This window comes from Lysobacterales bacterium, from assembly GCA_014946745.1.
In the GTDB taxonomy this organism is placed as follows: Bacteria; Pseudomonadota; Gammaproteobacteria; order Xanthomonadales; family Xanthomonadaceae; genus Aquimonas.
The window spans coordinates 1,884,252-1,909,278 of sequence record JADCRD010000001.1; the positions used below are offsets into that span (position 1 = coordinate 1,884,252).

At 69.3% G+C, this 25,027-nt stretch carries 22 protein-coding genes; 4 read left to right on the top strand and 18 right to left on the bottom strand.

All coding sequences use genetic code 11. The annotated features are described in order from the left end of the window. The first annotated feature begins 49 nt into the window (after positions 1–49). On the top strand, positions 50–1,927 hold the full coding sequence (locus H4O13_07230; GenBank protein ID MBE5315179.1) for a 5'-nucleotidase C-terminal domain-containing protein: 1,878 nt from the start codon (positions 50–52) through the stop codon (positions 1,925–1,927). A gap of 117 nt (positions 1,928–2,044) precedes the next feature. Here the strand turns inward: H4O13_07230 and H4O13_07235 are convergent, their stop codons facing one another. The 3 genes from H4O13_07235 to H4O13_07245 all read right to left on the bottom strand — a co-directional run bounded on the left by H4O13_07235 (position 2,045) and on the right by H4O13_07245 (position 6,464). Beyond that, positions 2,045–4,768 carry a bifunctional acetate--CoA ligase family protein/GNAT family N-acetyltransferase gene (locus tag H4O13_07235; GenBank protein MBE5315180.1) on the bottom strand — a complete coding sequence of 908 codons (2,724 nt, stop codon included), beginning with the start codon at positions 4,766–4,768 and terminating at the stop codon, positions 2,045–2,047. A 151-nt stretch (positions 4,769–4,919) separates the two neighbouring features. Then, positions 4,920–5,345: a YbaN family protein gene (locus tag H4O13_07240; protein ID MBE5315181.1), complete on the bottom strand. Its 426-nt coding sequence runs from the start codon at positions 5,343–5,345 to the stop codon at positions 4,920–4,922. 60 nt (positions 5,346–5,405) lie between these two features. Continuing rightward, entirely contained in the window at positions 5,406–6,464 is a 1,059-nt protein-coding gene (locus H4O13_07245) for a cation transporter (protein ID MBE5315182.1), read from the bottom strand. Between the two features lie 126 nt (positions 6,465–6,590). Here H4O13_07245 and H4O13_07250 point away from each other — a divergent pair, with 126 nt between their 5' ends. Next, complete coding sequence (locus tag H4O13_07250) at positions 6,591–8,090, top strand: CHAD domain-containing protein (protein MBE5315183.1); 1,500 nt, start codon at positions 6,591–6,593, stop codon at positions 8,088–8,090. 128 nt (positions 8,091–8,218) lie between these two features. After that, positions 8,219–9,676 (top strand): amino acid permease, encoded by a 1,458-nt coding sequence (locus tag H4O13_07255; GenBank protein MBE5315184.1) that lies wholly within the window; start codon positions 8,219–8,221, stop codon positions 9,674–9,676. 540 nt (positions 9,677–10,216) lie between these two features. On the opposite strand, the gene H4O13_07260 is transcribed toward H4O13_07255, so the two are convergent. The 7 genes from H4O13_07260 to prmC all read right to left on the bottom strand — a co-directional run bounded on the left by H4O13_07260 (position 10,217) and on the right by prmC (position 17,171). Next, positions 10,217–10,639 carry a universal stress protein gene (locus H4O13_07260; GenBank protein MBE5315185.1) on the bottom strand — a complete coding sequence of 141 codons (423 nt, stop codon included), beginning with the start codon at positions 10,637–10,639 and terminating at the stop codon, positions 10,217–10,219. 287 nt (positions 10,640–10,926) lie between these two features. Beyond that, positions 10,927–12,729: an AbgT family transporter gene (locus tag H4O13_07265; protein MBE5315186.1), complete on the bottom strand. Its 1,803-nt coding sequence runs from the start codon at positions 12,727–12,729 to the stop codon at positions 10,927–10,929. 91 nt (positions 12,730–12,820) lie between these two features. After that, positions 12,821–13,861 (bottom strand): TerC family protein, encoded by a 1,041-nt coding sequence (locus H4O13_07270; GenBank protein ID MBE5315187.1) that lies wholly within the window; start codon positions 13,859–13,861, stop codon positions 12,821–12,823. A gap of 231 nt (positions 13,862–14,092) precedes the next feature. Then, positions 14,093–14,572 (bottom strand): MarR family transcriptional regulator, encoded by a 480-nt coding sequence (locus H4O13_07275; GenBank protein MBE5315188.1) that lies wholly within the window; start codon positions 14,570–14,572, stop codon positions 14,093–14,095. 10 nt (positions 14,573–14,582) lie between these two features. Continuing rightward, complete coding sequence (locus H4O13_07280) at positions 14,583–15,683, bottom strand: alkene reductase (GenBank protein ID MBE5315189.1); 1,101 nt, start codon at positions 15,681–15,683, stop codon at positions 14,583–14,585. 100 nt (positions 15,684–15,783) lie between these two features. Continuing rightward, complete coding sequence (locus H4O13_07285) at positions 15,784–16,200, bottom strand: organic hydroperoxide resistance protein (GenBank protein ID MBE5315190.1); 417 nt, start codon at positions 16,198–16,200, stop codon at positions 15,784–15,786. A 98-nt stretch (positions 16,201–16,298) separates the two neighbouring features. Next, a complete protein-coding gene (gene prmC / locus H4O13_07290; GenBank protein MBE5315191.1) occupies positions 16,299–17,171 on the bottom strand; it encodes a peptide chain release factor N(5)-glutamine methyltransferase in 873 nt (290 codons plus the stop codon). A gap of 36 nt (positions 17,172–17,207) precedes the next feature. Between prmC and H4O13_07295 the strand changes: the two genes are divergently transcribed. Next, entirely contained in the window at positions 17,208–18,041 is an 834-nt protein-coding gene (locus H4O13_07295) for a hypothetical protein (GenBank protein ID MBE5315192.1), read from the top strand. 9 nt (positions 18,042–18,050) lie between these two features. On the opposite strand, the gene H4O13_07300 is transcribed toward H4O13_07295, so the two are convergent. The 8 genes from H4O13_07300 to H4O13_07335 all read right to left on the bottom strand — a co-directional run bounded on the left by H4O13_07300 (position 18,051) and on the right by H4O13_07335 (position 25,012). Then, positions 18,051–18,641 (bottom strand): hypothetical protein, encoded by a 591-nt coding sequence (locus tag H4O13_07300; GenBank protein ID MBE5315193.1) that lies wholly within the window; start codon positions 18,639–18,641, stop codon positions 18,051–18,053. Between the two features lie 79 nt (positions 18,642–18,720). Beyond that, complete coding sequence (gene tldD / locus H4O13_07305) at positions 18,721–20,166, bottom strand: metalloprotease TldD (protein MBE5315194.1); 1,446 nt, start codon at positions 20,164–20,166, stop codon at positions 18,721–18,723. Positions 20,167–20,251: 85 nt separating this feature from the next. Then, positions 20,252–20,995 (bottom strand): adenosylcobinamide-GDP ribazoletransferase, encoded by a 744-nt coding sequence (locus H4O13_07310; GenBank protein ID MBE5315195.1) that lies wholly within the window; start codon positions 20,993–20,995, stop codon positions 20,252–20,254. Beyond that, on the bottom strand, positions 20,992–21,555 hold the full coding sequence (locus tag H4O13_07315; GenBank protein MBE5315196.1) for a histidine phosphatase family protein: 564 nt from the start codon (positions 21,553–21,555) through the stop codon (positions 20,992–20,994). Before H4O13_07315 ends, H4O13_07310 begins: the two co-directional genes overlap by 4 nt. Then, positions 21,548–22,597: a nicotinate-nucleotide--dimethylbenzimidazole phosphoribosyltransferase gene (cobT, locus tag H4O13_07320; GenBank protein ID MBE5315197.1), complete on the bottom strand. Its 1,050-nt coding sequence runs from the start codon at positions 22,595–22,597 to the stop codon at positions 21,548–21,550. Before cobT ends, H4O13_07315 begins: the two co-directional genes overlap by 8 nt. Continuing rightward, the gene (cobU, locus tag H4O13_07325) at positions 22,594–23,142 is read right to left on the bottom strand and encodes a bifunctional adenosylcobinamide kinase/adenosylcobinamide-phosphate guanylyltransferase (GenBank protein MBE5315198.1); all 549 of its coding nucleotides are present in this window, start codon (positions 23,140–23,142) and stop codon (positions 22,594–22,596) included. Before cobU ends, cobT begins: the two co-directional genes overlap by 4 nt. Before the next feature lie 2 nt (positions 23,143–23,144). Continuing rightward, entirely contained in the window at positions 23,145–24,407 is a 1,263-nt protein-coding gene (locus H4O13_07330) for a cobyrinate a,c-diamide synthase (protein ID MBE5315199.1), read from the bottom strand. A 26-nt stretch (positions 24,408–24,433) separates the two neighbouring features. After that, positions 24,434–25,012: a hypothetical protein gene (locus H4O13_07335; GenBank protein ID MBE5315200.1), complete on the bottom strand. Its 579-nt coding sequence runs from the start codon at positions 25,010–25,012 to the stop codon at positions 24,434–24,436. Positions 25,013–25,027 lie beyond the last annotated feature (15 nt).

Genomic DNA, 25,027 nt, shown 5'->3' on the forward strand with positions numbered 1-25,027 from the left:
CGCCGGGTTTAGTCTTGGCGGTCTTGTCCGATTCCGGGTCTCCGTTCGCATGTCCGCCCGCGCTCCAGTTGCTGCACTTCGTTCTCTGCTGTTCGCCGCTGTGCTGGCCGCGCTGGCCGGCTGTGCCACGCGCGCCGTCGCACCTGCCGCTCCGCCTCAGTCCGAGCCGCGCGCAGGGCTCGATCTGCGCATCCTGCACATCAACGACCATCACTCGCGGCTCGCGCCGGACCCGGGCAATGCGCTGATCATCGAGGGCGAGTCGGTGCAGCTCAGCTTCGGCGGCTTCCCGGCGGTGGCCGAGGCCATCGACGCTCTCGCCGCAGGCCACCCGAACGTGCTCAAGCTGCATGCCGGCGACGCGATCACGGGCGATCTCTACTTCACCCTGTTCCAGGGCGAAGCCGATGCCGACCTGATGAACTCGGTCTGCTTCGACGCCTTCGTGGTCGGCAACCATGAGTTCGACACCGGCGACATCGGTCTCGCCCGTTTCATCGACTACCTGCGCAAGGACACGGCGCGCTGCGACACGCCGGTGCTGGGCGCCAACGTGCAGCCGACGGTGGGGCTGTCGCCGCTGGCGCCGAAGTCGCAGCACGACTACATCCGCCCGCACGTCGTGCTGGAGCGCGGCGGCGAACGGATCGGCATCATCGGCATCGACATCGCTTCCAAGACCAAAACCTCGTCCAGCCCGGACGAGGGCACGCAGTTCGCGGACGAACTCAGCACAGCGCAGGCGCAGATCGATCTGCTCGCCGCCCAGGGCATCCGCCACGTCGTGCTGCTGACCCACATCGGCTATCGCAACGACGTCGACCTCGCGAAGAAGCTGCGCGGGGTCGACGTGATCGTCGGCGCCGATTCGCACACCCTGCTGGGCGAGGGCTTCCGTGCGCTCGGCCTGTCGCCGGGCGGCGATTACCCGACCCGACTCGACAACGCCGAGGGCGATCCGGTCTGCGTCGTGCAGGCCTGGCAGTACACCTGGGTGGTCGGCCAGCTCGACGTGCGCTTCGATCCGCAGGGCCGCGTGCTGGACTGCGGCGGCAAGCCGCAGCTGCTCGCGGGCGAAGACCTGCGCCGTGCCGACACGCCAATTGAGGGCGTCGAGCGTGAGCGCCTGTTGGCCGCGCTGAGCGCGCATCCGCTGGTGCGCATCGCGCGTCCGCAGCCGGCCTCCGCCGCGGTGCTCAAGACCTATCAGGACCAGATCGAGACCTTCAGCACCGAAGTGGTGGGCCAGGTGCCGCAGCGCCTGTGTCTGCGGCGTGCGCCCGGGCCCTACGACCGCAGCCGCGACGGCGCCCCCGGCTGCGCCGAAGCCACCGACAGCCACGGCGGCCACGCGCAGCAGGTGGTGGCGCGCGCGTTTCTGTCGCAGGGCCAGCGCTTTGGTGGCGCCGACATCGCCCTGCAGAACGGCGGCGGCGTGCGCAACGGCCTCGCGGAAGGCGCGCTCACCATCGGCGATGCCTACCTCGCCCTGCCCTTCAAGAACATGCTCGATCGCCTGGTGATGACGGGCAGCGAAATCCACTCGGTGCTGGAGGACGCCTACGCGCACTTCCTCACCAACATCGGCAGCAACAGCGGCGCCTGGCCCTATGCCGCCGGCCTGCGCTGGCACGTGGACCTGACCCGCACGCGCGAACAGGGCCGGGTCAGCCGCATCGAGGTGCAGATCGACGGCGCGTGGCAGCCGCTTGCAGCCGAGCGCAGCTACCGCGTGATCACCAACGACTACATCGCCACCGGCCGCGACGGCTTCGAGACCTTCGGCCAGATCGGCGCGGAGCGCCGTGAGCCGACCTACCTGCACTACGCGCAGGCACTCGCGGATTACGCCAAGGGCGGCGGCGATCTGTCGCGGCCGAAGCCGGACGAGATGAGCACACAGTCGGTGGTGTACCTGCAGCGCTGAGGCCAGCTCAAGCCCGCGACGCGATGGCCTCGCGCAGTGCTTCAGCCCTGCCGTGGCGCAGCGCAGGCAGACAGCGGGCCCCAGCCCACCCCAGGCCTGCGCCGCGACGCCGTCGCCCTACGGCGTGCCGCGCTCGGCCACCGGCAGCTGCACCAGCGCGATGGCGCCGTCCTCCGGATCCGGCGCGATGCTGAAACCCAGCTGGCGGCACATGTCGAGCATGCTGGTGTTGTCGCGCAGCACCTGGCCGGTGATCTGCTTGAGGCCCATGCGCTTGGCGACCTCGATCAGGCGCTGCATCAGCGCCCAGCCCAGGCCCTGCCCCTTCAGATCGGAGCGCAGCAGGATCGCGTACTCGCCCTCGTGCAGCTCGGGGTCCGCGTGCACCTGCGCCACGCCCAGCACCTCATCACCGCCATCGACCGCGAGCAGCACGATGACGCGGGCGTAGTCGATCTGGGTGAGACGCGCGATGAAGGCCTGGCTGATCTGCTTGACCGGCGAGAAGTAGCGCTGGCGCAGATCGTCGGCGCTGACCCCGGCGAAGAAGCGACGCAGGCGCGCTTCGTCTTCGGGTCGCACCGGGCGCACATGGAAGACCCGGCCGCTGTGGGTGCGCAGCTCGCCCTCCATCTCCTTCGGATAGGGCGCGATCGCGAAACGCGGATTGCCGAAGGGCGCACGCGGGTACAAGGCCGGATCGAAGTCGTCGATCAGCACGCGCGCATCCAGCGCGATCGCGCCGTGCTCGTCGACCAGCAGCGGATTGATGTCCAGCTCGCGCACTTCCGGCAGATCCGCCGCCAGCTGCGAGAGCTTGACCAGGGTGAGCGCGGCTGCGCCGCGGTTGGCCGCCGGCAGGTTGCGGTAGGCGTTGAGCCTGCGCGACACCCGCGTGCGCTGGATCAGGTCGTGGGCCAGGTTGAGGTGCAGCGGCGGCAGGCCGAGGGCGGTGTCCTTCTCCACTTCCACCGCCACGCCGCCGGCGCCGAACAGAATCACCGGACCGAACAGGGCGTCGTCAGCGATGCCGGCGATGAGCTCGCGGGCATGCGCGCGCTCGACCATCGGCTGGACCAGCAGACCGTCGATGCGCGCCGAAGGCTCGAAGGCACGCACCCGATCCAGCATGGCGGCCGCCTCGCGCTGCACGGCCTCCACGGTCTCGAGGTTCAAGGCCACACCACCGACATCCGACTTGTGGGCGATGTCGGGCGAAACGATCTTCAGCACCGCGCGCTGGCCCGCCTCGATCCAGGGCCGGGCCGCCTGCGCGGCCGCCGCGGGGTCGGCGGCGATGACCATGGGCAGGCTGGCGATGCCGTACGCCGCCAGCAGGTCATGCACAGCCGCCGCTGGCAGCCAGCGCCGCCCCACGCCCTCGGCCTGGGCCAAAGCGCGCCGCGCACGCTCGGCATCGGGCTGGAAGTCGGCCGGCAGCGAAGGCGGTGTGGCCAGCAGCTGGGCTTGCGCCTCCGCGTACTCGGTGAGATGCACGAAGCCGCGCACGGCGCCGGTGAGGGTGCGGTAGGTGGGAATGCCGGCCGCCTGCAGATGGGTGCGCGCCTGCTGCTCCTGCGCGAGCCAGCAGGCCAGCACCGGCTTGCCGGGGGTGTAGCTGCCTTCGCGCTCGCGCCGCGCGCGCATGTGGCGGGCCACGCCCTCGGCCACTTCGACCGGGGCGGCCAGCGCGGTCGGCACGTGCACCACGAACACCGCATCGACCTCGGGCGCTTCCATCAGGATGTCCAGCGCATCGGTGTAGCGCTGCACGCCGGCATCGCCCACGATGTCGACCGGATTGCTGTGCGACCAGGTCGCCGGCAGCACGCCATCGAGCTGTTTCAGCGTCGCAGCGGACAGCTCGGCGGCGACGCCATCGAGATCGATCAGCCGGTCGATGGCGAGAATGCCGACGCCGCCGCCGTTGGTGAGGATGGCCAAGCGCTTGCCGCTGGTCGGCTTGAGAATCGACAGCGTGTTCGCCGCAGCGAACAGCTCCTCCATGTCGGCCACGCGCAGCACGCCAGCGCGGCGGAAGGCCGCATCGAACACCGCATCGCTGCCGGCCAGCGCGCCGGTGTGCGAGGCGGCAGCGCGCGCTCCGGCCTCGTGCCGGCCGGCCTTGACCACGATCACCGGCTTGGCGCGCGCGGCGGCGCGCGCCGCCGACATGAACCGCCGCACATCGCGCACCGATTCCATGTAGATCAGAATCGCGCGCGTGCCGGGGTCGGTGGCGAAGTAGTCCAGCAGCTCGCCGACATCGACATCGGCCATATCGCCGAGCGAGACGATGCCCGAGAAGCCGATGCCGCGCTGGTTGGCCCACTCGACCACCGTGGTCACCACGGCGCCCGACTGCGCCAGCAGCGCCAGGTCGCCGGGCAGGGCCGGGGCGGCCGCAAAGCTGGCGTTGACGTAGGCCGGTGGGCTGAGAATGCCGAGGCAGTTTGGCCCGACCAGGCGCAGGCCATGCCGACGCGCGATCTGCGCGGTCTTCTCGCGCAGCGAGCCCGGCCCCTGGCCGAGCCCGGCGGTGATGACCACCGCCGCCTTGACGCCGGCCTTGCCGGCCTCATCCAGCACGCCAGGCACCAGCTCGGGCGGCACCGTCACCACCACCAGTTCGGGCACCGGCTCCAGCTCTGAAACGCTGCGCGCGGTGCGAATGCCATCGATGCGCGGGTACTTGGGGCTGACCACATCCAGCGGCCCGCTGAAGCCGCCGGCGCGCAGATTGCGGGCAATGACGCGACCGAGGCTCTGCGGCTTGGTGCTGGCGCCGATCACAGCGATCGACGCGGGCTTGAACAGGGCATCCAGCGCTTCGCGACTCATCGACCGGTTCCTTGCATGGGCGAATTCGTGTCCTGCGGCGGGTGCGCGGCAGGCAGCAGGCGCATGCACGGGCGGCGCAGACGCGCTGCAGTGTGTCCTGTTCGCCATGACGGCTGATTGACGCAACGCAACAGCAGCGCGGCGGCGGCGCTTAGACCAGACCGGCCGGCTCCGGACGACGCCACAGCCAGATCGCGACCGCCGCCATGCAGACCGTGGCCAGCAGCCAACCGATCCAGGTCGCGACCCAAGCGAGCACCAGCGAACACAGCAGCATCATCAGCGTCGCCACGCGCTTGGCGCGGCGACTGACCGCCCCCTCGCGCTCCCAGTCACGAATGACCGGCCCAAACTGCGCATGCGCGAGCAGCCAGGTGCGCAGACGCGGCGATCCGCGCGCCGCGCAGAACGCCGCAAGCAGCATGAAGGGCACGGTGGGCAGCCCGGGCACGGCCACGCCGACCAAACCCAGCACGAACGCACACCAGGCAGCCAGCCACCACAGCCAGCGGCTGTAGGCCGGCGCGATGGTCGGCGGCAGCTGCGGCTCGCTCACGGGTGGGGTCGCCAGGGACATGGGCCTCGCCATGCAGGGCGCGTGCCGAGCGACACGCTGCCCGACCCCGCGCCGATGGCATCAGTGCCCATGATCGCTGCAGCCCGAGTGCCCGTGGCGATGGCCGTGGCTGTGGCGATCGCCGTGCTCGTGCGGCTCTGCGCCGCGCATCGGCGTGCAGTCCGCCTGCGCGCAGACCACGCCGTCCAGCTGCACGGTGACGTGATCGATAGCGAAGTCCTGGTGCAAGGCGGCGCGCACCGCCTGGATCGCGGCGTCCGGGTCCTGCCCCGGCGCCAGCACGGCGTGCAGGGTGGCGACGCGACTGCCGCCGGTGAGCTGCCAGACGTGCACGTGGTGCACATCGCGCACGGCCGGCACGCGCGTCTCGACCGCCTGCGGGATCTGCTGCAGATCGAGATCTTCGGGAACGCCCTCCAGCAGGATGTGGGCCGAGCGGCGCATCAGTTGAATCGAAGCGCGCAGCAGCAGCGCGCCGACCACAAGTGACACGACCGCGTCCGCCCACAGCCAACCGAAGCCCCAGACCAGCAGGGCGGCGGTGATGGCCGCCACCGAGCCGAGCAGGTCGCCCAACACATGCAGATAGGCGCCGGCGGCGTTGACGTCATCGTGGTCGTGGCCGCCGAGCACCTTCAGCACGATCAGGTTCACGACCAGCCCCACGCAGGCGATCACCAGCATGGTCATCGACTGGATGGGCTGCGGCGCGAACAGACGCTGCGCGGCTTCGAAGGTGATCCAGGCCACCAGCGCCAGCTGCAGCAGAGCGTTCGTGTACCCGACCAGCACTTCAAGGCGCGCATAGCCGAAGCTGCGACGATCGTCCGCAGGCCGGCGCGCGAAGCGGGCGCCCAGAAACGCGAACAGCAGGGCCATCGAGTCGACGGCCATATGCCCCGCATCGGCGATCAAGGCGAGCGAGCCGGAGATCACCCCGCCCACCGCCTCGGCCACCATCGTGACCAGGGTCAGCAGAAAAGCGAAACGAAGCCGCCCCACGCGCTTGGGGTCGTGCAGGAAGCGCGCGCCATGGTCGTGGTGATGCTCGTCTTCGAAGGGGCCAGGCAGAGCCGCATGGCGATGCGCAGCAGGGGATGCGTGCGAGGACTCGGGCATGGCGAAGGCGATCAGGGTACGAGCGGCCATTGTGCCGCGCCGCCGCCAGCCGCGCCTTGAGCGCTGTAACCCGCGGCCGAAGCCCCGCTGCTATCCTCGGCCGACCCTGGCTGATCCGAGCTGCGTGTGAGTGTCGAAATTGAACTGAAGCTCGCCGTAGACCCCGCAGGTCTGAAGCGCCTGCTGCGTGCACCCGACTTGCAACGCATCGCCCGCGGCCCCGCGCGGAGCGAATCTCTGGACAGCACCTACTTCGACACCGCCACGCTCGACTTGACTCGCGCCGGCCTTGCGCTGCGCCTGCGCAAGCGTGGCCGCAGCTGGGTGCAGACGCTGAAGACCCGCGGCAGCAGCCAAGCGGGCCTGCACGCCAGAGGCGAGTACGAGACGGCCGCACCCGGTGGCCGCATCGATCTGGAAGCGCTGTGCGCGCTGGAAGGTGTTGCAGAACTGCTGCTGCCGTTTCGCGACAGCGAGCTCAAGCCACTGTTCACGACGGCGTTCCGCCGCAGCCGCTTCGATGTCAACCTGGAGGACGGCGGCATCGCCGAGCTGGCCTTCGATCTCGGCGAGATCCGCGCCGAGGGCAGCATCGATCCGATCAGCGAGATCGAGATCGAGCTGAAGTCCGGCGCGCCCCGAGAACTCTATGCGCTGGCCCGCGAACTGCTGCGCCTGGAACCCCTGCAGCTGGACAACCGCAGCAAAGCCCAGCGCGGCTTCGCTTTGCTGGCACCGATCGAACCGATACCCGCCAAAGCCACGGCGCCCTCACTCGATGCGGGCACACCCGCACAGCACGCCTGCGCCACGCTGCTGGCCTCGGCGCTTGAGCAGCTCGAGGCCAACGAGTCCGGCGTCATCGCCGCGCACGATCCCGAGTATCTGCATCAGGCGCGCGTCGCACTGCGGCGCCTGCGCGCGCTGCTGCGCCTGTTCAGCCCGCTGCTGACCCTGGGCGAAATCGACGCACTGAAACCGCGCCTGCGCGCCGTCGGCCAAGCCCTGGGCGCCTGCCGGGACTGGGACGTGCTGTGCACTGAAACACTGCCCCGCTTGGGCGCCGGCATGACCCGGCCCGAGGCCCTGGAAGCGCTGGCCCAAGCCGTGCGCGCGCGGCGTCTTGCCGCTCAGGCCACCGTACGCGAGTGTCTGGCTGCACGCGACTACACCGACCTCAAACTCGCGCTGGGCGCGCTGATCGCTGAGCTGGCCCAGCCGACCGGCGAGTCGGCGCCCGCGCTCATCGACTTCGCCCGCGAGCGCCTGCGCAAGGCCGCGCGTCGCGTACGCCGCTGCCATGCGCAGCATGACCCGGCCTGCATCGACAGCCTGCACGGCCTGCGCATCGAGGTGAAGAAGCTGCGCTACGCCTGCGATGTGCTGGGCAGCGTGTTCGGCGAGCGTCCGCTGCGGCGCTACGTGCGCCACTTGAGCGCTCTGCAGCAATTGCTCGGCGACTTCAACGATGCCGCCGTCGCGCGCCAGCGTGTGGCCACACTTGAGGGCATCGAGCCCTTCGCCCGCGGCGTACTCGAAGGCTACGCCGCCGCCCGCACCGAAGCCGCGCGCGACGCGCTGCCGGCGGCCTGGACCGAGTTCGAGCAGGCACGGCGGTTCTGGTAAGCCTGCAGTTGCAGGCTGAGCCCTGCTGCGGGCTTTCCGAAGCGGCGGAGTACGACTACTCTCCTCCCGGGGCGCGAACGTGGACGCCCTGAAATCCAACGCCTGCCGATTCACTGAGGGAACAAAACATGCTCTTCTGGCGCGTCAAGCCGCTCGACCAGATCCTTGAAAACGCCGAGAAGAAGTCGCTGAAGCGACAGCTCGGCGCCCTGCAGCTCACCTTGCTCGGCATTGGCGCGATCATCGGCACCGGCATCTTCGTCCTGACCTCGGTCGCTGCCCAGTCCGCCGGGCCGGCGATGATGATCAGCTTCGTCATCGCGGCGGTGGTCTGCGCGCTGGCCGCGCTGTCCTACGCCGAGTTGGCCTCCATGGTCCCGGTCTCCGGCTCGGCCTACACCTACACCTATGCGGTGCTCGGTGAGCTGGCCGCGTGGGTCGTCGGCTGGGCACTCGTGCTCGAATACGCGGTGGCGGCGGGTGCCGTCTCGGTGGGTTGGTCGGGCTACATGCACGGGATCCTCTACCAGATCGGCATCCAGCTGCCCCCGGGCCTCATGGCTGGGCCGTTCGACACGATCACGGTCAATGGGGTCGAGCAGGCCGGCACCTTCAATGTGCTGGCCGCCGGATGCGCTCTGATGATCACCGGCCTGCTCATTCTCGGCACCTCGAAGAGCGCGGCATTCAACGCCTTCCTCGTGGTGATCAAGCTGGTGGCGCTCGGCATCTTCATTGCCATCGCGCTGCCGGCCTTCGACGGTGCCAACTTCGCGCCCTTCATGCCCAACGGCTTCTGGGCGAATGAGCGCGAGGTCGGCGGCAGCCTGCTGACGGTGGGCGTCACAGCCGCTGCGGCGACGATCTTCTTCGCCTATGTCGGCTTCGACGCGGTGTCGACCGCCGCCGAAGAAACCAAGAATCCGCAGCGCAACATGCCTATCGGCATCCTCGGCTCGCTGGGAGTCTGCACCCTGATCTACCTGCTGGTCGCCGCTGCCGCCACCGGCGCGATGGGCGCGCAGCCCGACGGCGCACTCGCCAACTCGAAGGAGCCCCTGGCCCTGGTGCTGCGCGAGCTCGGCTTCCCGTGGATCGGCACCGTGGTCGCGGTGGCTGCCGGCCTCGCCCTGCCCTCGGTCGTGCTGATGATGCTCTACGGCCAGACCCGCATCTTCTTCGTGATGTCCCGCGACGGCCTGCTGCCGGAGCGGCTCTCCAAGGTGCACCCGAAGTACCACACGCCGCACATCATCACGATGATCACCGGCACGGCCGTTGCGCTGTTCGCCGGCATGTTCCCGGTGCGCATGCTGGCCGACATCTCCAACTCGGGCACGCTGTTCGCCTTCGCGATGGTCGCCGCTGCGGTGTTGATCCTGCGCCGCACCGAGCCGAACCGCCCGCGCGCCTACAGGGTGCCGATGGCGTGGCTGATCTGCCCGCTGGCGATCTTCGGCTGCCTGTTCCTGTTCCTGAACCTGTCCGGGCACACCGAGCTGCTGTTCCTCGGCTGGACCGCCCTCGGGCTGGTGGTGTATTTCCTGTACGGCTACCGCAAGAGCCAGCTGGCTCGCAGCGCGTAACCCCCGCCGAAGGCGTCGTTTAGCAGGCTGTTGAAAAACAGCCTGCTAGTCCGGCCAGGGATGGCCGGAACGACCAAGCAAGCGCGTAAGCGATTGCTTGTTCGTGAGGCGGTACGGACCTGCGCCGGACCGCCGACTTGAAAGACTCCCCGGAAGGGAGTTTTTCAACAAGCTGCTAGAGCCGTGTTGCCCTGGACTTCGACGCCCCCGCGCGCATGTCGCTCAACGGACTCCGGGTCTACAGCAGACACCCGGGATCGTCCGAAGGCGGGGCGAGAGACCTCTGCGGCCCGCAGCCGCTGTCAGACGCGCGCCGCAGTGGCGCGCCCTGACGAGGCCGAGCGCGCTGGCTCGCGAGAGGCCCGGAGGCTCGCGCACTGATGGGGCAACTCGCGCCCAGCGAAGCCCGCGCTACGACTCGTTTGTCCTGTTCACTTGCTCTTTGGCCCCGTTGCCACGATGGCCGTCGGCCATCAACGGCAGACCTGCAGCCCGAGCCGCCGTGAGCGCGTTGAAATCCTGGCAGCGACGCTCAGTGGCTCAGCGCACGATCAACAGCGGCACCTTGGTGAGTGAGAGCACGGCGCTGACCGTACTGCCGAGCAGCAGGCCGGTCAGCGCGCCGTGGCCGTGCGAGCCCATCACCACCAGGTCGAATGCCCCGGCGTTGGCGTGCTCGGCGATCTGCCGGCCAGGCGCACCGACGCAGGTGACTTCGGTGGCCTGCAGCTGCGCGGCCGCAAGCATCTCTCGCGCTTTCGCCAGCGCTGCGTCGTGCTCCTGCTGGTAGTAGCTGTGCAGAATCTCGCCGCCCACCGCGCTCGCCGCGCGCGGCGGCGCCGACAGCGCAACGTGAATCAGGGTGATCGCGGCGGGCTTGCTGAGCCGCCCATTGAGTTCCAGCGCGTGTGCAAGCGCGGCCTCACCGAAGTGGCTGCCGTCGACGGCGACGAGAATTCGCATGGCTTTTGGTCTCCTTTGGACACAGGTTGTGAAGTCGCGAGCGTATCAGCCCGGCACGGCCCGAACTCGCACGCTCCGAAGCGCACATCGCCCCCGCGCAGCAGCACGCGGAAGCTCAGTTTCTGAACCCTCTCGGCCGGCAACGGCCAGCCACTGCAAGCCCCGAGGCCGCGCGGAAAAGCCCGAACCAGACCCACGAACGAGTGCGCCGCCACTGCGCCCTGTATCGCCGTCTTCCAGCCGATGCAGGATCACCGGATCGCGGCTCGCGTGCTTGCCCGGCCGGATCACCCGCCGGGCACGTAGTACAAAGGCGAGTCCGGGCCCAGGGGCGCACCGATCAGCACCCATGCCACCAGCATGGCGGTCCACACCAGACCGATCACGATCGAGTACGGGACCATCAGGGCGATCAGGGTTCCCAGCCCGGCGCTGGCGCGGTACTTCTGGAAGACCGCGAGGATGATCAGCAGGTAGGAGTTCAACGGAGTAACGATGTTGACCACGGAATCACCGATGCGGTAGGCCGCTGTGGTCAGCTCCGGGCTCATGCCCACGATCATGAACATCGGGATGAAGATCGGCGCCAGCACGCCGAACTTGCTGAGCATGCCGCTCATCGCGAAGTCGCCGAAGACCACCACCAGCACGAAGGCGATCACCAGGCCCCAGATCGGCAGGTCGGCCTCGAACAGAAAGCTGCCGCCGGCGTAGGCGAGCATGCGATCAAGGCCGCTGTAATTCAGATACGCGCTGAACTGGGCCAGGAAGAACAGCATCACCAGCACCGGCACGATGCTTTTGACGCCGTGATTCAGTGCATCAGCCAGGTCCTGCTGACCCCGCAAGGCACCCGTGCTGAGGCCATACGCGATGCCCGCCATTAGGAACAGGATGACGATCGCGGGCACGATCACGTGCGACCAGCGCGGGCCCGGCGACTCGCGCAGACGCGGTGCGCCCTCGGCGGTAATCACCAGCGGCGAGTCCGTCAGAACGGTCGCGCCGCTCGCCGCCGCGCTGCCCTCCGGCTGCACTGCGATGCTCGTTTCGGTCAGCGCGCGAGCATTCGGCAGGCTGGGTTGGCCGTAGCCGTACAGAGGCATGCCGGGCACCAGCACAGCGGTGGCCAGCAGGCCCAGCCCCAGGACCATGCTGGCGAGCGCCATCTTCAGACCACGCGATTCCAGCGGGGTGAGCGCCATCGAGCTGGCGGTGTCGTCCGGGGCGCTGCGCTTGTCGCCGGCGTGCTGTCGCTCAAGGCGCGGCTCAACGATGGCGTCGGTGACGAACCAGCCCGCCGCCATCACCGCGAACACCGAGACGACCTTGAAGAAGTAGTTGTGCAGCATCGACACCGAATAGTCGGGATCGATGACCCGCGCGGCGTCCTGGGCGAAGCCCGTCAGCACGGCGTCGCTTCCGTTCGGGAAGAAGCCCGCACCAAAGCCGCCGGCCACGCCGGCGAAGGCTGCAGCCATGCCGGCGACCGGATGTCGCCCGACCGCGAGGTAGAGCGCAGCGGCCAGCGGCGGAAGAATGATGTAGCCGGCGTCAGAGGCCACCGACGCGGTGGCGCCCAGCATCACCACGGCAGGCGTCAGCAGGCGCTTCGGCGTCAGCATCGCCATAGCGCGCATCAGCGCGGAGAAGAAGCCGAACTTCTCCGCAAGGCCAATGCCCAGCATGGCCACAAAGATCAGGGGCAGCGCCGGCATCAGCGCGAAGTTGCGCAGCGCCGAGGACAGCATCCAGTACACGCCATCGGCCGTGAGCAGCGAGCGCGGCTCAATGGGTGCACCGCTTGCAACGAGATCCAGCTCGGGACGACCGCTGGCATCCAGCACCGGCTGGCTCACGGTGCTTCCATCCGCTTGGACAATCTCCTGCATCTGCAGCACGGGTTTCACCGGCTGCACGCTCCACTGCAGCTGCGAACCCGCAAAGGACAGCAGGACGACCACCAGGGCAAGCAAGGCGAACAGCAGCGCCGGCTCCGGGAGCTTGTTGCCGAGCCATTCGATCCAATCGAGGACTCCGCGGCGCGTGGCGGCGGCAGCGGGCGAAGCGTTGGGGGGCGTTGTGCTCATCGCGTGGAGAGTCCCAGGGAGCTAAGCGGTCAGCTGGGTGCAGACACACGAAGGCCCGCGGCGAACCGCGGGCCTTCGTGCATCCGTCGAGTCAGGTCGGCGTGGCCTGATCCCGCGACTTCCAGAGCGAGTACACCACCCCGCCGAACAGCAGGCCGAAGGTCACGCCAAGGCTGATTTCAGCCGGCACCTTACCGCCGAACAGCCAGTCGCCGAGGAAGATCTTCGAGCCGATGAAGATCAGCACAAAGGCCAGCGCGTACTTCAGGTAGTGGAAGCGATGCACCATCGCCGCCAGCGCGAAGTACAGGGCGCGCAGGCCGAGGATCGCGAAGATGTTCGAGGTGTAGACGATGAAGGGGTCGGGCGTGATCGCGAAGATCGCCGGCACCGAGTCGATCGCGAACACCACGTCGGCGATTTCGACCAGCACCAGACACAGGAACAGCGGCGTGGCGAACCACAGCAGCTTGCCGCCCGGCCCGGCCTGCTTCACGAAGAAGCGCTCGCCGTGCAGCTCCTGGGTGAGGCGCATGCGCTTCTTGAGAAAGCCCAGGATGCGGTTGTTGGCGATATCGGGCTCATCGTCGATCGACATCAGCATCTTGACGCCGGTCGCGATCAGGATCACCGCGAACACGTAGAGGATCCACGAGAAGTTCATCACCAGGGCGGCGCCCAGGCCGATCATGATCGCGCGCAGCACGATGACGCCGAGGATGCCCCAGAACAGCACGCGGTGCTGGTAGATCCGCGGCACCGCGAAGTAGGTGAAGATCATCGAGATGACGAAGACGTTGTCCATCGCCAGCGCCTTCTCGACCAGATAGCCGGTCAGGTAGAGCTTGACCGCTTCCCAGGCTTTGGCCTCGTTCGTCGGCAGATTCGCGATCTGTGGGTCGATCGCTTTCTCGCTGCCGTATTCGTAGTAGATGAACCACACGGCCACGGCCCACAGCAGGCCCAGACCGATGTAAAGCGCCGACATCCACAGGCTTTCCTTGACGTCGATCTCATGCGCTTCCTTGTGCAGGACGCCGAGGTCGAAAACGAGGATGGCCAGGACAGCGCCGAGAAAGGCCAGCCATACCCAAACGGGCATGCCGAGCCAGAGGCCGGTCAACAGTTCCATGAGTCACTCCGAAGGCAATCGCAAGTTCGATGCCCGGCCTCGCGAGAGGCTTGGAGGATCCAGACGGCGGGCCTGAGCATCGGTAAACGACTCCGACATCGCCATGCATTGCACATGACCAGAGGGGCCCGCAGTCGCCGGCGAAGTGTCGTGATGCGAAAGTGAATCGGAAGTGAAGCAAGAGGTTCGACGGCCCGCGATCGTTGCGAGCAGCCGCGTGGACGACAGGCTTCAGAGCGTCGCGAGCGAAGCCAGCAGGTTCCGGACCTCGTCGCGCAGCTGCAGCAGCGCAGCGGGCTCCAGGCGCGTGGCGCAGCCCATCCGCTCTGGCAAGCCCACAGCACGCATGCGCAAGCCGCGCCCTTCGGCGGTGGGCTCGACGTACACGCGACGCTCGTCCTCGCTGCAGCGCTGTCGCTGCACCAGGCCGGCAGCTTCAAGGCGTTTCAACAGCGGCGTCAGCGTGCCGGAGTCGAGATGCAGGGCCTCGCCCAGTTCGCTGACGCTGCGCCGGCCGTACTGCCACAGCACCAGCATCACCAGATACTGCGGATAGGTCAGGCCGAGCGGCTCCAGCAGCGGGCGGTACAGGCGCTGGATGCGATTGCTGGCCGCATACAGCGCGAAGCACAGCTGCTGGTCGAGATGCAGCGGATCGGGCGTGCCCGCCGCACAGGTCTGGGCTGGACGCTTGGACTTGGCGGCGGGCATGGCGCTCGGATCAGTCGGGCAGGAAGGGGTAGTCGGTATAGCCTTGGGCTCCACCGCCGTACAGGGTGGCGCCATCCAGCGCGTTCAGCTCGCGACCCTCGCGCAGGCGCCGCACCAGATCCGGGTTGCTGATGAAGGGGCGGCCAAAGCAGAACAGGTCGGCGGCACCGCTGGCGAGACGTGCGTCGGCCAGCGCCAAGTCATAGCCGTTGTTGACCATCCACGGCCCCTTGAACTTCGCGCGCAGGGCCGCGAAGTCGAACCGCGGGTCGATCTCGCGATCGCCGCCGGTGGCGCCTTCGATCACATGCACATAGGCGAGCGCATGCGCGCCGATGCGCTCGATCGCGCGCTCGAACAGCGCCTGCGGCTGAGGGTCGCTGACGTCGTTGAAGGGCGACACCGGCGAGAAACGCACGCCGACGCGCTCGGCACCGATGGCGGCGACCACGGCGTCCATCACCTCGGCAAGAAAGCGCGTGCGGTTCTCGATGCTGCCGCCGTAGGCGTCCTCGCGCCGGTTGCTGGACTTGCGCAGGAACTGGTCGATCAGATAGCCGTTGGCGGCGTGCACTTCGACGCCGTCGAAGCCGGCGGCGATGGCGTTGCGCGCAGCCTGGGCGTAGTCGGCGACGGTGGCCTCGATGTCTTCCAGGCTCATCGCGCGCGGCGTCGATACATCCAGAAAACCTTCAGTGGTGAAGGTCTTGCTCTTCGCAGCGAGCGCGGACGGCGCGACTGGCGCCGCGCCGTTCGGCAGCAGCGAGCTGTGCGAGATGCGGCCCACGTGCCAGAGCTGGATGAAGATGCGTCCACCCTCCGCGTGCACCGCGTCGCTGACGCGCTTCCAGCCGGCGATCTGTTCGGGCGAATAGATGCCCGGCGTATCCAGATAGCCCTGCCCCATCGGCGAGATCTGGCTGGCCTCGGTGATGATCAGGCCGGCGCTGGCGCGCTGGCGGTAGTACTCGACGGTGAGCTCGGTGGGCGTGCGGCCGGCGCCCGCGCGATTGCGGGTCAGCGGGGCCATGACGAAGCGGTTGGCAAGCTCAATGGCGCCGAGCTTGAAGGGGGCGAACAGGGGGAGGTGGGGGAGCTCATTCGGTTCCATCGGGTCCAGGGGCGGCAAAGCATGAAGCGCCGCGGGTGAGCGAGACGTCCGCTCGCTTGGCCGAGGGCAGACGCTGCCCTCGGCCGGGTGCAGCGGTGTCTCAGGCCGCGCTGCCGCGCACGGTCACCGGGATGTTGCCGCGGGTGGCCTTGGAGTAGGGGCAGACCTCGTGCGCACCGTCGGCCAGTGCCTGCGCGGTCGCGGCATCGACACCGCCGACATGGGCGTGCAGACGCACGGCCAGACCAAAGCTGGTTTCGTCCTTGCCGATATCGACTTCGGCCTCAATTTTTGCGCTGCTGATCGCGATACCGCGGGTGCGCGCGACCAGGCGCAGGGCGCCCTCGAAACAGGCCGCGTAGCCGGCGGCGAAGAGCTGCTCGGGGTTGGTGGCGCCGCCTTTGCCGCCGAGGCCGGTCGGCAGCTGCAGCTGCTGGTCGATGAAGCCGTCGTCCGAGGTGACGCGGCCTTCGCGGCCGCCGACAGCGGTGGCGCGTGCGGTGTACATCGGGGTCATGCGGACTCTCCTGCGTTGGTGGGAGGCCGCACAATAGATTGCACACAATTCAATTTCAAGCTTTCAATTGTGCGCCCCGGGTGAAGGCGAACCGCCACTCACGTCTGCAGCCAGCGGCCGCCGCTGACGCGATCGCGCGCCTCAAGGTCCTGCCAGGTGCCCACCTCGCTGAAGCCCGCCAACTGCAGCAGCTGGCGAGAGCCCTCGCCCTGCGCATGGCCATGCTCGAACAGCAGCCAGCCGCCGGGCTGAAGGTGCGCGCTGGCGGCGGACACGATGGCGCGGATGTCGTCGAAGCCGTCCGCGCCCGAAGCCAGCGCGCTGCGCGGTTCAAAACGCAGGTCGCCGGCGCCGAGGTGCGGATCCGCGTCCTCGATATAGGGCGGATTGCTCAGCACCAGGTCAAAGCGCTGCGCAGCCCACGGCGTCCACCAGCTGCCGAGCTGGAATCGCAGGCGTGCAAGGCCGAGCGACTCGGCGTTCGCTCGCGCCACCGCCAGCGCCGCCGCGCTGGCATCGCTGGCGCAGACCTCAAGCTCGGGCCGCGCATGCGCCAGCGCCAGCGCAATCGCTCCGCTGCCGGTGCCCAGATCCAGCACGCGCAGGCCGGCGCGACGCGGCAGATGCTGCAGGGCGAGTTCCACCAGCAGCTCGGTCTCCGGCCGCGGGATCAGCGTCGCCGGGCTCACCTTGAGGCGCAGGCCGAAGAACTCGCGCTCGCCCAACAGATAGGCCACCGGTTGACCCTCTACGCGCTGCTGCACCAGCGCACGGAAGCGCTGCGCCTCGCCTTCGGCCACCGCCTCGTCGGCGTGCGCGAACAGCCAGGCGCGCGTCACGCCCAGCGCGTACATGAGCAGCAGCTCGGCCTCGCGCGCGGCGTCCTCACCCTGCAGGCGCAGACGCGCCTCCCGAAGCAGAGTACGCACTTCAACTGCGCCTTGAGGCGCACTGGAATCCTCGATGTTCATGCCCGCAGTGTCGCAGAGCTGCGGCATCATCCGCGCATGACCGCGCCCCGCATCGACACCCTGTCGCGCCTGCTCGACCGCAGCTTCAGCCTGTGGTGGCAGACCCTGCCCTGGACGGCCCCGCTGGCGCTCGTTGGCGCCCTGCCCTCGCTGCGCCGCCTGATCACCTTGCCCACCCTGGCCGAACTGCAGGCGAACCCGGAGGCGGTAAGCCTCGCCGTCATCGATCCTCTGCTGCAGCCGCAGACCTGGCTGTGGTTGGGCTTCAGCGCGTTGATCACTCTATGGCTGGCGGGTACGCAGTGCCTGCTGCTCGATCGACGCCTGCACGAACAGCCGCCTGGATTCGCGGAGGCGCTGCTGCGGTCCACGCTCCGGCTGCCTGTGCTGCTGCTGTCGACGACGCTGTACCTGCTGCTGTGCGGCCTGCCGCTGCTGCCGCTGCTGGGCTTCAATGCCTGGCTGGGCCTGCAGGGCTTGGACCTGCTGCCGATGCTGGCGCTGAGCATGGCAGGCAGCGCGCTGGTGGTGCTGCCGATCAGCTGGGTGGCCGTGCGGCTGGTCTTTCTGCCCTATGCCGCGGCGATTGACGGAATGGCCCCACTGCGCGGCCTGCAGCGCAGCCGCGAGATCGCCGCCGGCCAGTGGTGGCGGCTGCTGGTGTTCCTGTCGATCCCGCTGACGATCTACAGCGTCGCCGCAGCCGCCGCGATGGCGCTGCCACTCACGCTGGCGACCGTGCTGGGCGCAGACGCGGCATCCTTGCTCGGCCAGCTCGCAAGCCTGCTGATCGCGGCGCTGGGCGGCCCGATGCTGCATGCCTGCCTGGTCTGCGCCTACCGCGAGACATCCCTGCCGCAGCGCGGCTGATGCGCGCCCTCAGGGGCGCAGCAGCTGCACGCCCTGAATCAGGCTCGACAGCACGAAGCCACTCAGAAAGAACAGGTAGGACAGACGCAGGTAGCGGTACTTGAAGCGCGACAGGTAGAAGCCCAGCCCGTACAGGTCGCGCGCCATGGTCCGGTAGATGTTGCCCTGGCCCTGCATGTGGTTGGCGATCTCGCGCTCGAAGCGCTCGCGCGAAAGCTCGGCGAAGTGGCCGAAGAACAGCAGGTTGAAGCCCGGCGGCAGCGGCGCTTCGGGGTCCTTCAGGCGGATCGGCCGGTACTTGGGCAGCACCGCCAGCACCGCGAGGAACAGCGCGAACAGGGTGAAGCCGGCCAGCACGGCCATGGCCACGCGCAGCTCCGGGTCGTTGAGCCGCGACACGCTCAGCGTCAGCACGATCGAGGACACCGTCAGCAGGATGTTGGCCTTCATGTCGGCCATGGTCGACAGCTGCACGTGGTGCTGCTGCGCGGTGCGCAGGATCACATCGGCCGTATTGCGTTCGGCCACCGACTGGAAGCCATCCAGCGCGCCGCGCTCGCTGCCGCAAGCCGGGTCATCGGTACTCATCTCAGTGCTCATGCGGGGTCGGCGCCGGGCGCGTGGCGAGGGGGACTCGCCACTGTACGCAATGCGCCGCCGGCACGTATCGCGATGGGCTTCAGCCGGCGCGGGTGCCGCCGACGGTCATCGAGTCGATCTTCAGCGTCGGCTGGCCCACACCCACGGGAACGCTTTGCCCGTCCTTGCCGCAGATGCCGACGCCCGCGTCGAGCTTCAGATCATTGCCGACCATGCTGACCCGGTTCATGGTTTCCGGGCCGTTGCCGATCAGCGTGGCGCCCTTGACTGGCGCGGTGATGCGGCCGTCCTCGATCAGATAGGCCTCGCTGGCCGAGAACACGAACTTGCCCGAGGTGATGTCGACCTGGCCGCCGCCGAAGTTCGGCGCGTACAGGCCGCGCTTGACCGAGCGGATGATCTCCTCCGGGTCGCTTTCGCCCGCGCGCATGTAGGTATTGGTCATGCGCGGCATCGGCAGGTGGGCGAAGCTCTCGCGGCGGCCGTTGCCGGTGGGCGCCACGCCCATCAGGCGCGCATTCAGGCTGTCCTGCATGTAGCCGACCAGACGGCCGTTCTCAATCAGGGTGGTGCACTGGGTCGCGCAGCCCTCGTCGTCGACATTGAGCGAGCCGCGGCGGCCGTCGAGCGTGCCGTCATCGACGATGGTGCAAAGGCTCGATGCCACCTGCTCGCCCATGCGGCCGGCGTAGGTGCTGGTGCCCTTGCGATTGAAATCGCCTTCCAGGCCATGACCCACGGCCTCGTGCAGCAGCACGCCCGGCCAGCCGGGGCCGAGCACCACCGGCATGCTGCCGGCCGGCGCATCGACCGCTTCGAGGTTGACCAGCGCCTGCCGCAGGGCTTCGCGCGCGAAGTCCAGCGCGCGGCCGCTCTGCAGCAATTCGGGGTAGCTGACCCGACCGCCGCCGCCGGCATAGCCCTGCTCGCGGCGGCCGTTGTGCTCGACGATCACCTGCACATTGCAGCGCACGAGGGGGCGCACGTCACCGGCGAGGATGCCGTCCGAGCGGGCCACCAGCACGGTGTCGACCACGCCGACCAGGCTCACGATCACCTGGCGCACGCGCGCGTCGGCACTGCGCACGAAGGCATCGACCTCGCGCAGCAGGCGCACCTTGGACTCGCTGTCCAAGCTGTCAATCGGGTCGACCGGCGCGTACAGGCTGCGGCCGTGATGCTGGGTGAGCGGACGCGCCGTGCCCTCGTGCCCCGCGCGGGCGATCGCGCGGGCCGCGCCCGCGGCCTCCAGCAGCGAAGGCAGGCGGATCTCGTCCGAGTAGGCGAAGCCGGTTTTCTCACCGCTGATGGCGCGCAGGCCCACGCCCTGCTCGATGCTGTGCGAGCCTTCTTTGACGATGCCGTCCTCCAGCACCCAGCTTTCGTGGCGGCTGTTCTGGAAATACAGGTCGGCGAAATCGATGCCCGGGCTCATCAGGCGGGCGAACACGTGTTCCAGCTGCTGGGCTTCAAGGCCAGCGGGCGCCAGCAGGCGGGATTCGGCGAGGGCGAGTGCGTTGGTCATCGCGGCAGGATGGCGGCGCGCGCGTGAACGCGCAAGCAGTGCGGCTGCGCCCGTTTCGCACACGCGCGTGAAGTGCGGCCCCGGACTACAGCCCGAGGCCGAGCCAGAGGCCAGCGGCGACGAGGGTGGCGACTTCGACCCGCTCGATGAGTGAGCCCGCCGCATCGCCGGTGAAGCCGTCGAGCCGACGCAGGCAGTCGCGGCGCCAGAGCAGAAAAATGGCCAGGCCGACAGCGAGCACGACGAGCCCCAGCAGACCCGAGAGCAGACAGAGCGCGCCCAGCAGCGCCAGCGACAGCCGCGTGGCGGCAGCCGGCGCGCGGCTCAGCGCTTCGCCAAGCCCGCCGGGTCGCACGTAGGGCGTGCTGAGGAACAGCAGCACCGCGGCGGCCCGACCCAGCGCCGGCAGCAGCCACAGCCAGGTCCAGGCCTGTGCGGGCAGGGCCGCGAGCGCGGCGAACTTCAGCAGCAGTACCAGGCCAATCGCCACCACGCCCATCGGGCCGGCCGCCGGATCCTTGAGGATGCGCAGGGTGCGCTCGCGATCGGCGTGTCCGCCCGCCCACGCATCCGCGCAGTCGGCGAGGCCATCGAGGTGCAGGCCGCCGCTGATCCAGACCCAGAGCGCCAACAGCAGCGCCGCGCGCAGCAGATCCGGAAGGCCGAGCGCCGACGCAGCGACATGCGCCGCCGCCAGAAGGCCGCCAATGAGCGCGCCCACCCAGGGGTAGAACACCAGCGCACGGGCCTGGGCCGCGCGATCCGCGAAGTCGAGCGATGGCGTCGGCAGCCGGGTGAGAAACGCCAGCGCGAACCAGAATCCGCTCATGCCTCGGCCCGTGCGTCCACGTTCAAGTGATCCATTCGAACCCGCATCAGCCGCGCATGCGGCACCTCGATCTCGCTGATCCGCGTCAGCGGCCAGCCGCGCTGCCGACACTGAACGATGCGCATGAAGCCACCGTGCGTCACCGCCAGCACGCGCTGGGTGGGAAACTCCGAGGCCAGACGCTGCAGCACGGCGAGCACCCGAGAGTCGAAGTCGGCCAAGGCTTCGGCCGCGGGGGGCGGGTAGCGTTCGGGATCGGCCCAGAAGCGCCCCAGCGCCTCCGCCTCGCGCGCATGCAGCTCGGCCGGCGTGCGCCCGGTCCACTCGCCGAAGTCGTACTCGATCAGCTCAGGCTCGACGCCGAAAGGCACCCCGAGCCGGGACGCCAGTGACTCGGCGAAGCGCCGACAGCGCTGCAGCGGCGAGCTGAGCACGCGCTGCCAGTAGCGGCCGGCGACAGCGGCCTCCATCTGCACCCAGCCCAGCGGGCTCAGGGCGTCGTCGAGCCGACCCCGAAAGCCGGTCTGGCCGGTATCACCATGGCGCAGCAGCTCAAGCATGCGCCGCCTCGCTGACGCCGGCTTCGGCGAAGGTCGCCATGCCGGCGTGGAGTTCGCAGGCCAGTCGCAGCAGCGGCACGGCGACCGCCGCGCCGCTGGCTTCGCCCAAGCGCAGGCCGAGATCGAGCAGAGGCTTCGCATGCAGCGCCTGCAGCAGACGGGCGTGGCCCTGCTCCTCCGAGCAGTGCGCGAACAGCAGCCAGGGCCGCACTTCCGAATTCAGATGCACGGCGCACAGCGCCGCCGCGGTCGCGATGAAGCCATCCACCAGCACCGGCAGGCCCGCCCGTGCCGCGGCGATATAGGCACCACAAAGCGCGGCGAGCTCGAAGCCGGCGAATGCGCGGAGTATCTCCACCGGCGTGCGCGCCTGCGCATGCCGCAGCAGGGCGCGGCGCAACAGCGCGCGCTTGCGCTCCAGCCCGGCCGAATCGAGTCCGGTGCCGCGGCCGGCGAGGTTCTCCGGCGACTCGCGCAGCAGGGCGCAGGCCAAGGCCGCAGCCGAGCTGCTGTTGCCGATGCCCATCTCGCCGCCGAGGTACAGCTCGGCACCTGCAGCCCTGGCGCGCGCCACGCTGGCCGCACCTTCGGCCAGGGCGCGCAGCAGCTGGGCTTCGCCGAGTGCAGGTGCGACCAGAAAGTTCGCCGTGCTGGGCGCGAGACGCACGCGCCGCACCCCGGGCAGCTCGCCGGGGTCGTTCACCGTGCCGAGATCGACGACCTCCAGCTCAGCGCCCAGCGCCCGTGCCAGCACGCTGATCGCGGCGCCGCCGCGGGCGAAGTTGCGCAGCATCTCGCCGGTTACAACCTGCGGATACGCCGATACGCCCTCGGCGGCGATGCCGTGGTCGCCAGCGAAGACCGCGATCCAGACCCGATCGACGCGCGGCAGCGCGCGCGCCTGCAGGGCCGCGAGTTCGATCGCTGTCGACTCCAGCCGCCCCAGCGCGCCGGCGGGCTTGGTCAGCTCGCGCTGACGCGCCTGCGCTGCATTCGAGGCGGTGCGATCGGGCTGCGCGCAGGCGCCATGCCACCAGCTCATCGCAGCGCCCCCTTCAGCGCCAGCGGCAAGCCCGCGGCGACGAACACGACGCGCCCGCTCTGCGCGGCCAGCGCCTGATGCAGACGACCGCTCTCATCCACGAATCGTCGCGAGATTGCCCCCATCGGCACCACGCCGAGGCCGACCTCGTTGCTGACCAGCAGCACCTCGCCCGGCAAGGCGGGCAGCACGTCCAACAGTTCGGCGCGTTCAGCCTGCCAGCCCAACTCGCCCTCTTCGAACAGCAGGTTCGACACCCACAGGGTCAGACAGTCGACCAGTAGGCAACGCTCGGGTGCCGCTTCTTCGCGCAGCGCCGACGCCAGGCCGCGAGCGCACTCGCGCGTGCGCCAGTGCGCAGGCCGGCGTTCGCGGTGATGGGCGATGCGCGCTGCCATCTCGCCGTCACCGGCCGTTGCCGTGGCGAGATAGGTGACCTGCAGCCCCGATTCCAGCGCCAGCCGCTCGGCGTAGGCGCTCTTGCCCGAACGCGCGCCGCCGAGAATCAAGCTGCAGCGGGGGGCTTCCCTCACGTTGCCAGGCATGTTCACTCCTTGAACAGGGCGCAGGCCGCGCCGGGATTGGATGGAAAATAGAGGTGCACAAAGCTCGCCGTCAGACGCCGCCGCCGGTACACGGGCTCGGCAGTCGGCGCGCCGTTGGGATCAAGCGCGTGGGCGATCGGCGTGAGCCCGATGTCGGCGCGGGCAAAGTGGAAGCTGTGCCCGCGCAGCCGGCCTTCCGGCAGGTCGACCTGCTGCAGCCCAAGCCCGGCCGGTCGATTGCCGAGGCGCGCGGTGCCGGGAATCAGCCCCGCCAGCGTGGCGCCCTGCCCTGCGCCATTTTCCAGACGCGTGAGCAGTGCCAGCAGGCCGCCGCATTCGGCCAGCAGCGGTCGATCGGCTTCGACATGCGCGTTCAGCGCGGCCCACAGGTCCGTGCGTATCGTCAGGGCTTCGAGATGCAGCTCCGGATAACCGCCGGGCAGCCAGACCGCATCGCAGTCGGGCAGCGCATCCCCCGCCAGCGGCGAGAAGTCGATCAGCTCGGCGCCCGCAGCGCGCAGAAGGTCGCGATTGGCGGCGTACGCGAAGCAGAAGGCCGCATCCGCGGCGACCGCGATGCGCCGCCCGCGCAGCTGTGGCGGCAGCGGTTCGACCGCTGCGGGCTCGAAGCGCACGGGGGCCGGCAGCGCAGGCAGCCCCTCGGCACACAGGGCATCGGCCAGCGCATCGATGCGGGCGTCGAGGTCGTCGATTTCGGCGGCCGGCAGCAGGCCCAGATGCCGCTCGGGCAGCCGTCCCGCCGCGCATTCGGGCAGCACGCCGCAGAGCGGGATCTCTGCGGGCAGGCTTTGGCGCAGCAGCCGCGCATGCCAGGCGCTGGCCACGCGCACCGCCGCCACGCCGGCGAAATCGAGAGCCGGGCGATAGCGCGCCAAGCCCAGCGCGATCGCGCCAAAGGTCTGGGCCAGCGCATTGGCATCGATCACGGCGAGCACCGGCAGCCCGAGCGTCTGCGCCAGATCCGCCGCTGAGGGCGTGCCGTCGAACAGGCCCATCATGCCTTCCACCAGGATGAAGTCGGCCTCGCCTGCCGCGGCATACAGCTGCGCGCGCACCTCGCGCTCGCCCCCCATCCACAGATCGAGATTGCCCACCGGCGCGCCGCTGGCGCGAGCGAGCAGCTGCGGATCGAGGAAGTCCGGGCCGGTCTTGAACACGCGCACGCGGCGTCCCTGGCGCCGGTGTGCGCGCGCCAGTGCGGCTGTGAAGCTGGTCTTGCCCTGGCCGGACGCTGGCGCTGCGATCAGCAGCGCCGGACACTGCCGCGGACTCACGCCCGCGCCGCCAGGCCTCGTGCCTCACGCTGCAGCAGCCAGACCACGGCGAGGCCAAGCACGATCCAGGCGCTGCCGGTCAGCACGAAGCCCGGCGCGTAGCGCGCGAACTGCTCGGCGAATCCGAACAGGCTGAGCTCGCCGAACAGGCCGCTCAGCAGGTAGAAGGAGCCATTCGAGATCGCGAACGACAGCAGCGCAGCCAGACCACCCGCAGCGCTGGTCAGAACCAGCCCACGCGCGTCGGCACACGTGCGTCCCGCCAGCCAGCGACCCGCAAACCACAGCAGGCCATAGGCCGGAATCAGGAAGCCGTAGGCCGGGCTCAGGCAGACGTGCAGCATGTCGGTGCGCGCGAACACCGCCACGTCGATGCCGAGTGCCAGCGCGATGAAACCGGTGAAGGCGAGCGGGCTGCGCAGCAGCAGGCCGCCGAGAAAGAACACCGCCATCGAGGCGTCACGCACGTGCAGCCACTGGCTGGCATCGGGCAGGCGGGTGAGCAGCATCCACAGCGCCAGCGCCGTCGCGGTGGGCAGGACGGGCCAGGTCCGGTCGATCAGGTTCGAGTGCATTGCAGGCTCCGCATC

Coding starts and splice junctions, on each gene's coding strand:
- H4O13_07230 (MBE5315179.1), top strand. CDS start 50: ATGTCCGCCCGCGCTCCAGTTGCTGCACTTCGTTCTCTGCTGTTCGCC.
- H4O13_07235 (MBE5315180.1), bottom strand. CDS start 4,768: ATGAGTCGCGAAGCGCTGGATGCCCTGTTCAAGCCCGCGTCGATCGCT.
- H4O13_07240 (MBE5315181.1), bottom strand. CDS start 5,345: ATGTCCCTGGCGACCCCACCCGTGAGCGAGCCGCAGCTGCCGCCGACC.
- H4O13_07245 (MBE5315182.1), bottom strand. CDS start 6,464: ATGCCCGAGTCCTCGCACGCATCCCCTGCTGCGCATCGCCATGCGGCT.
- H4O13_07255 (MBE5315184.1), top strand. CDS start 8,219: ATGCTCTTCTGGCGCGTCAAGCCGCTCGACCAGATCCTTGAAAACGCC.
- H4O13_07260 (MBE5315185.1), bottom strand. CDS start 10,639: ATGCGAATTCTCGTCGCCGTCGACGGCAGCCACTTCGGTGAGGCCGCG.
- H4O13_07265 (MBE5315186.1), bottom strand. CDS start 12,729: ATGAGCACAACGCCCCCCAACGCTTCGCCCGCTGCCGCCGCCACGCGC.
- H4O13_07270 (MBE5315187.1), bottom strand. CDS start 13,861: ATGGAACTGTTGACCGGCCTCTGGCTCGGCATGCCCGTTTGGGTATGG.
- H4O13_07275 (MBE5315188.1), bottom strand. CDS start 14,572: ATGCCCGCCGCCAAGTCCAAGCGTCCAGCCCAGACCTGTGCGGCGGGC.
- H4O13_07280 (MBE5315189.1), bottom strand. CDS start 15,683: ATGGAACCGAATGAGCTCCCCCACCTCCCCCTGTTCGCCCCCTTCAAG.
- H4O13_07285 (MBE5315190.1), bottom strand. CDS start 16,200: ATGACCCCGATGTACACCGCACGCGCCACCGCTGTCGGCGGCCGCGAA.
- prmC (MBE5315191.1), bottom strand. CDS start 17,171: ATGAACATCGAGGATTCCAGTGCGCCTCAAGGCGCAGTTGAAGTGCGT.
- H4O13_07295 (MBE5315192.1), top strand. CDS start 17,208: ATGACCGCGCCCCGCATCGACACCCTGTCGCGCCTGCTCGACCGCAGC.
- H4O13_07300 (MBE5315193.1), bottom strand. CDS start 18,641: ATGAGCACTGAGATGAGTACCGATGACCCGGCTTGCGGCAGCGAGCGC.
- tldD (MBE5315194.1), bottom strand. CDS start 20,166: ATGACCAACGCACTCGCCCTCGCCGAATCCCGCCTGCTGGCGCCCGCT.
- H4O13_07310 (MBE5315195.1), bottom strand. CDS start 20,995: ATGAGCGGATTCTGGTTCGCGCTGGCGTTTCTCACCCGGCTGCCGACG.
- H4O13_07315 (MBE5315196.1), bottom strand. CDS start 21,555: ATGCTTGAGCTGCTGCGCCATGGTGATACCGGCCAGACCGGCTTTCGG.
- cobT (MBE5315197.1), bottom strand. CDS start 22,597: ATGAGCTGGTGGCATGGCGCCTGCGCGCAGCCCGATCGCACCGCCTCG.
- cobU (MBE5315198.1), bottom strand. CDS start 23,142: ATGCCTGGCAACGTGAGGGAAGCCCCCCGCTGCAGCTTGATTCTCGGC.
- H4O13_07335 (MBE5315200.1), bottom strand. CDS start 25,012: ATGCACTCGAACCTGATCGACCGGACCTGGCCCGTCCTGCCCACCGCG.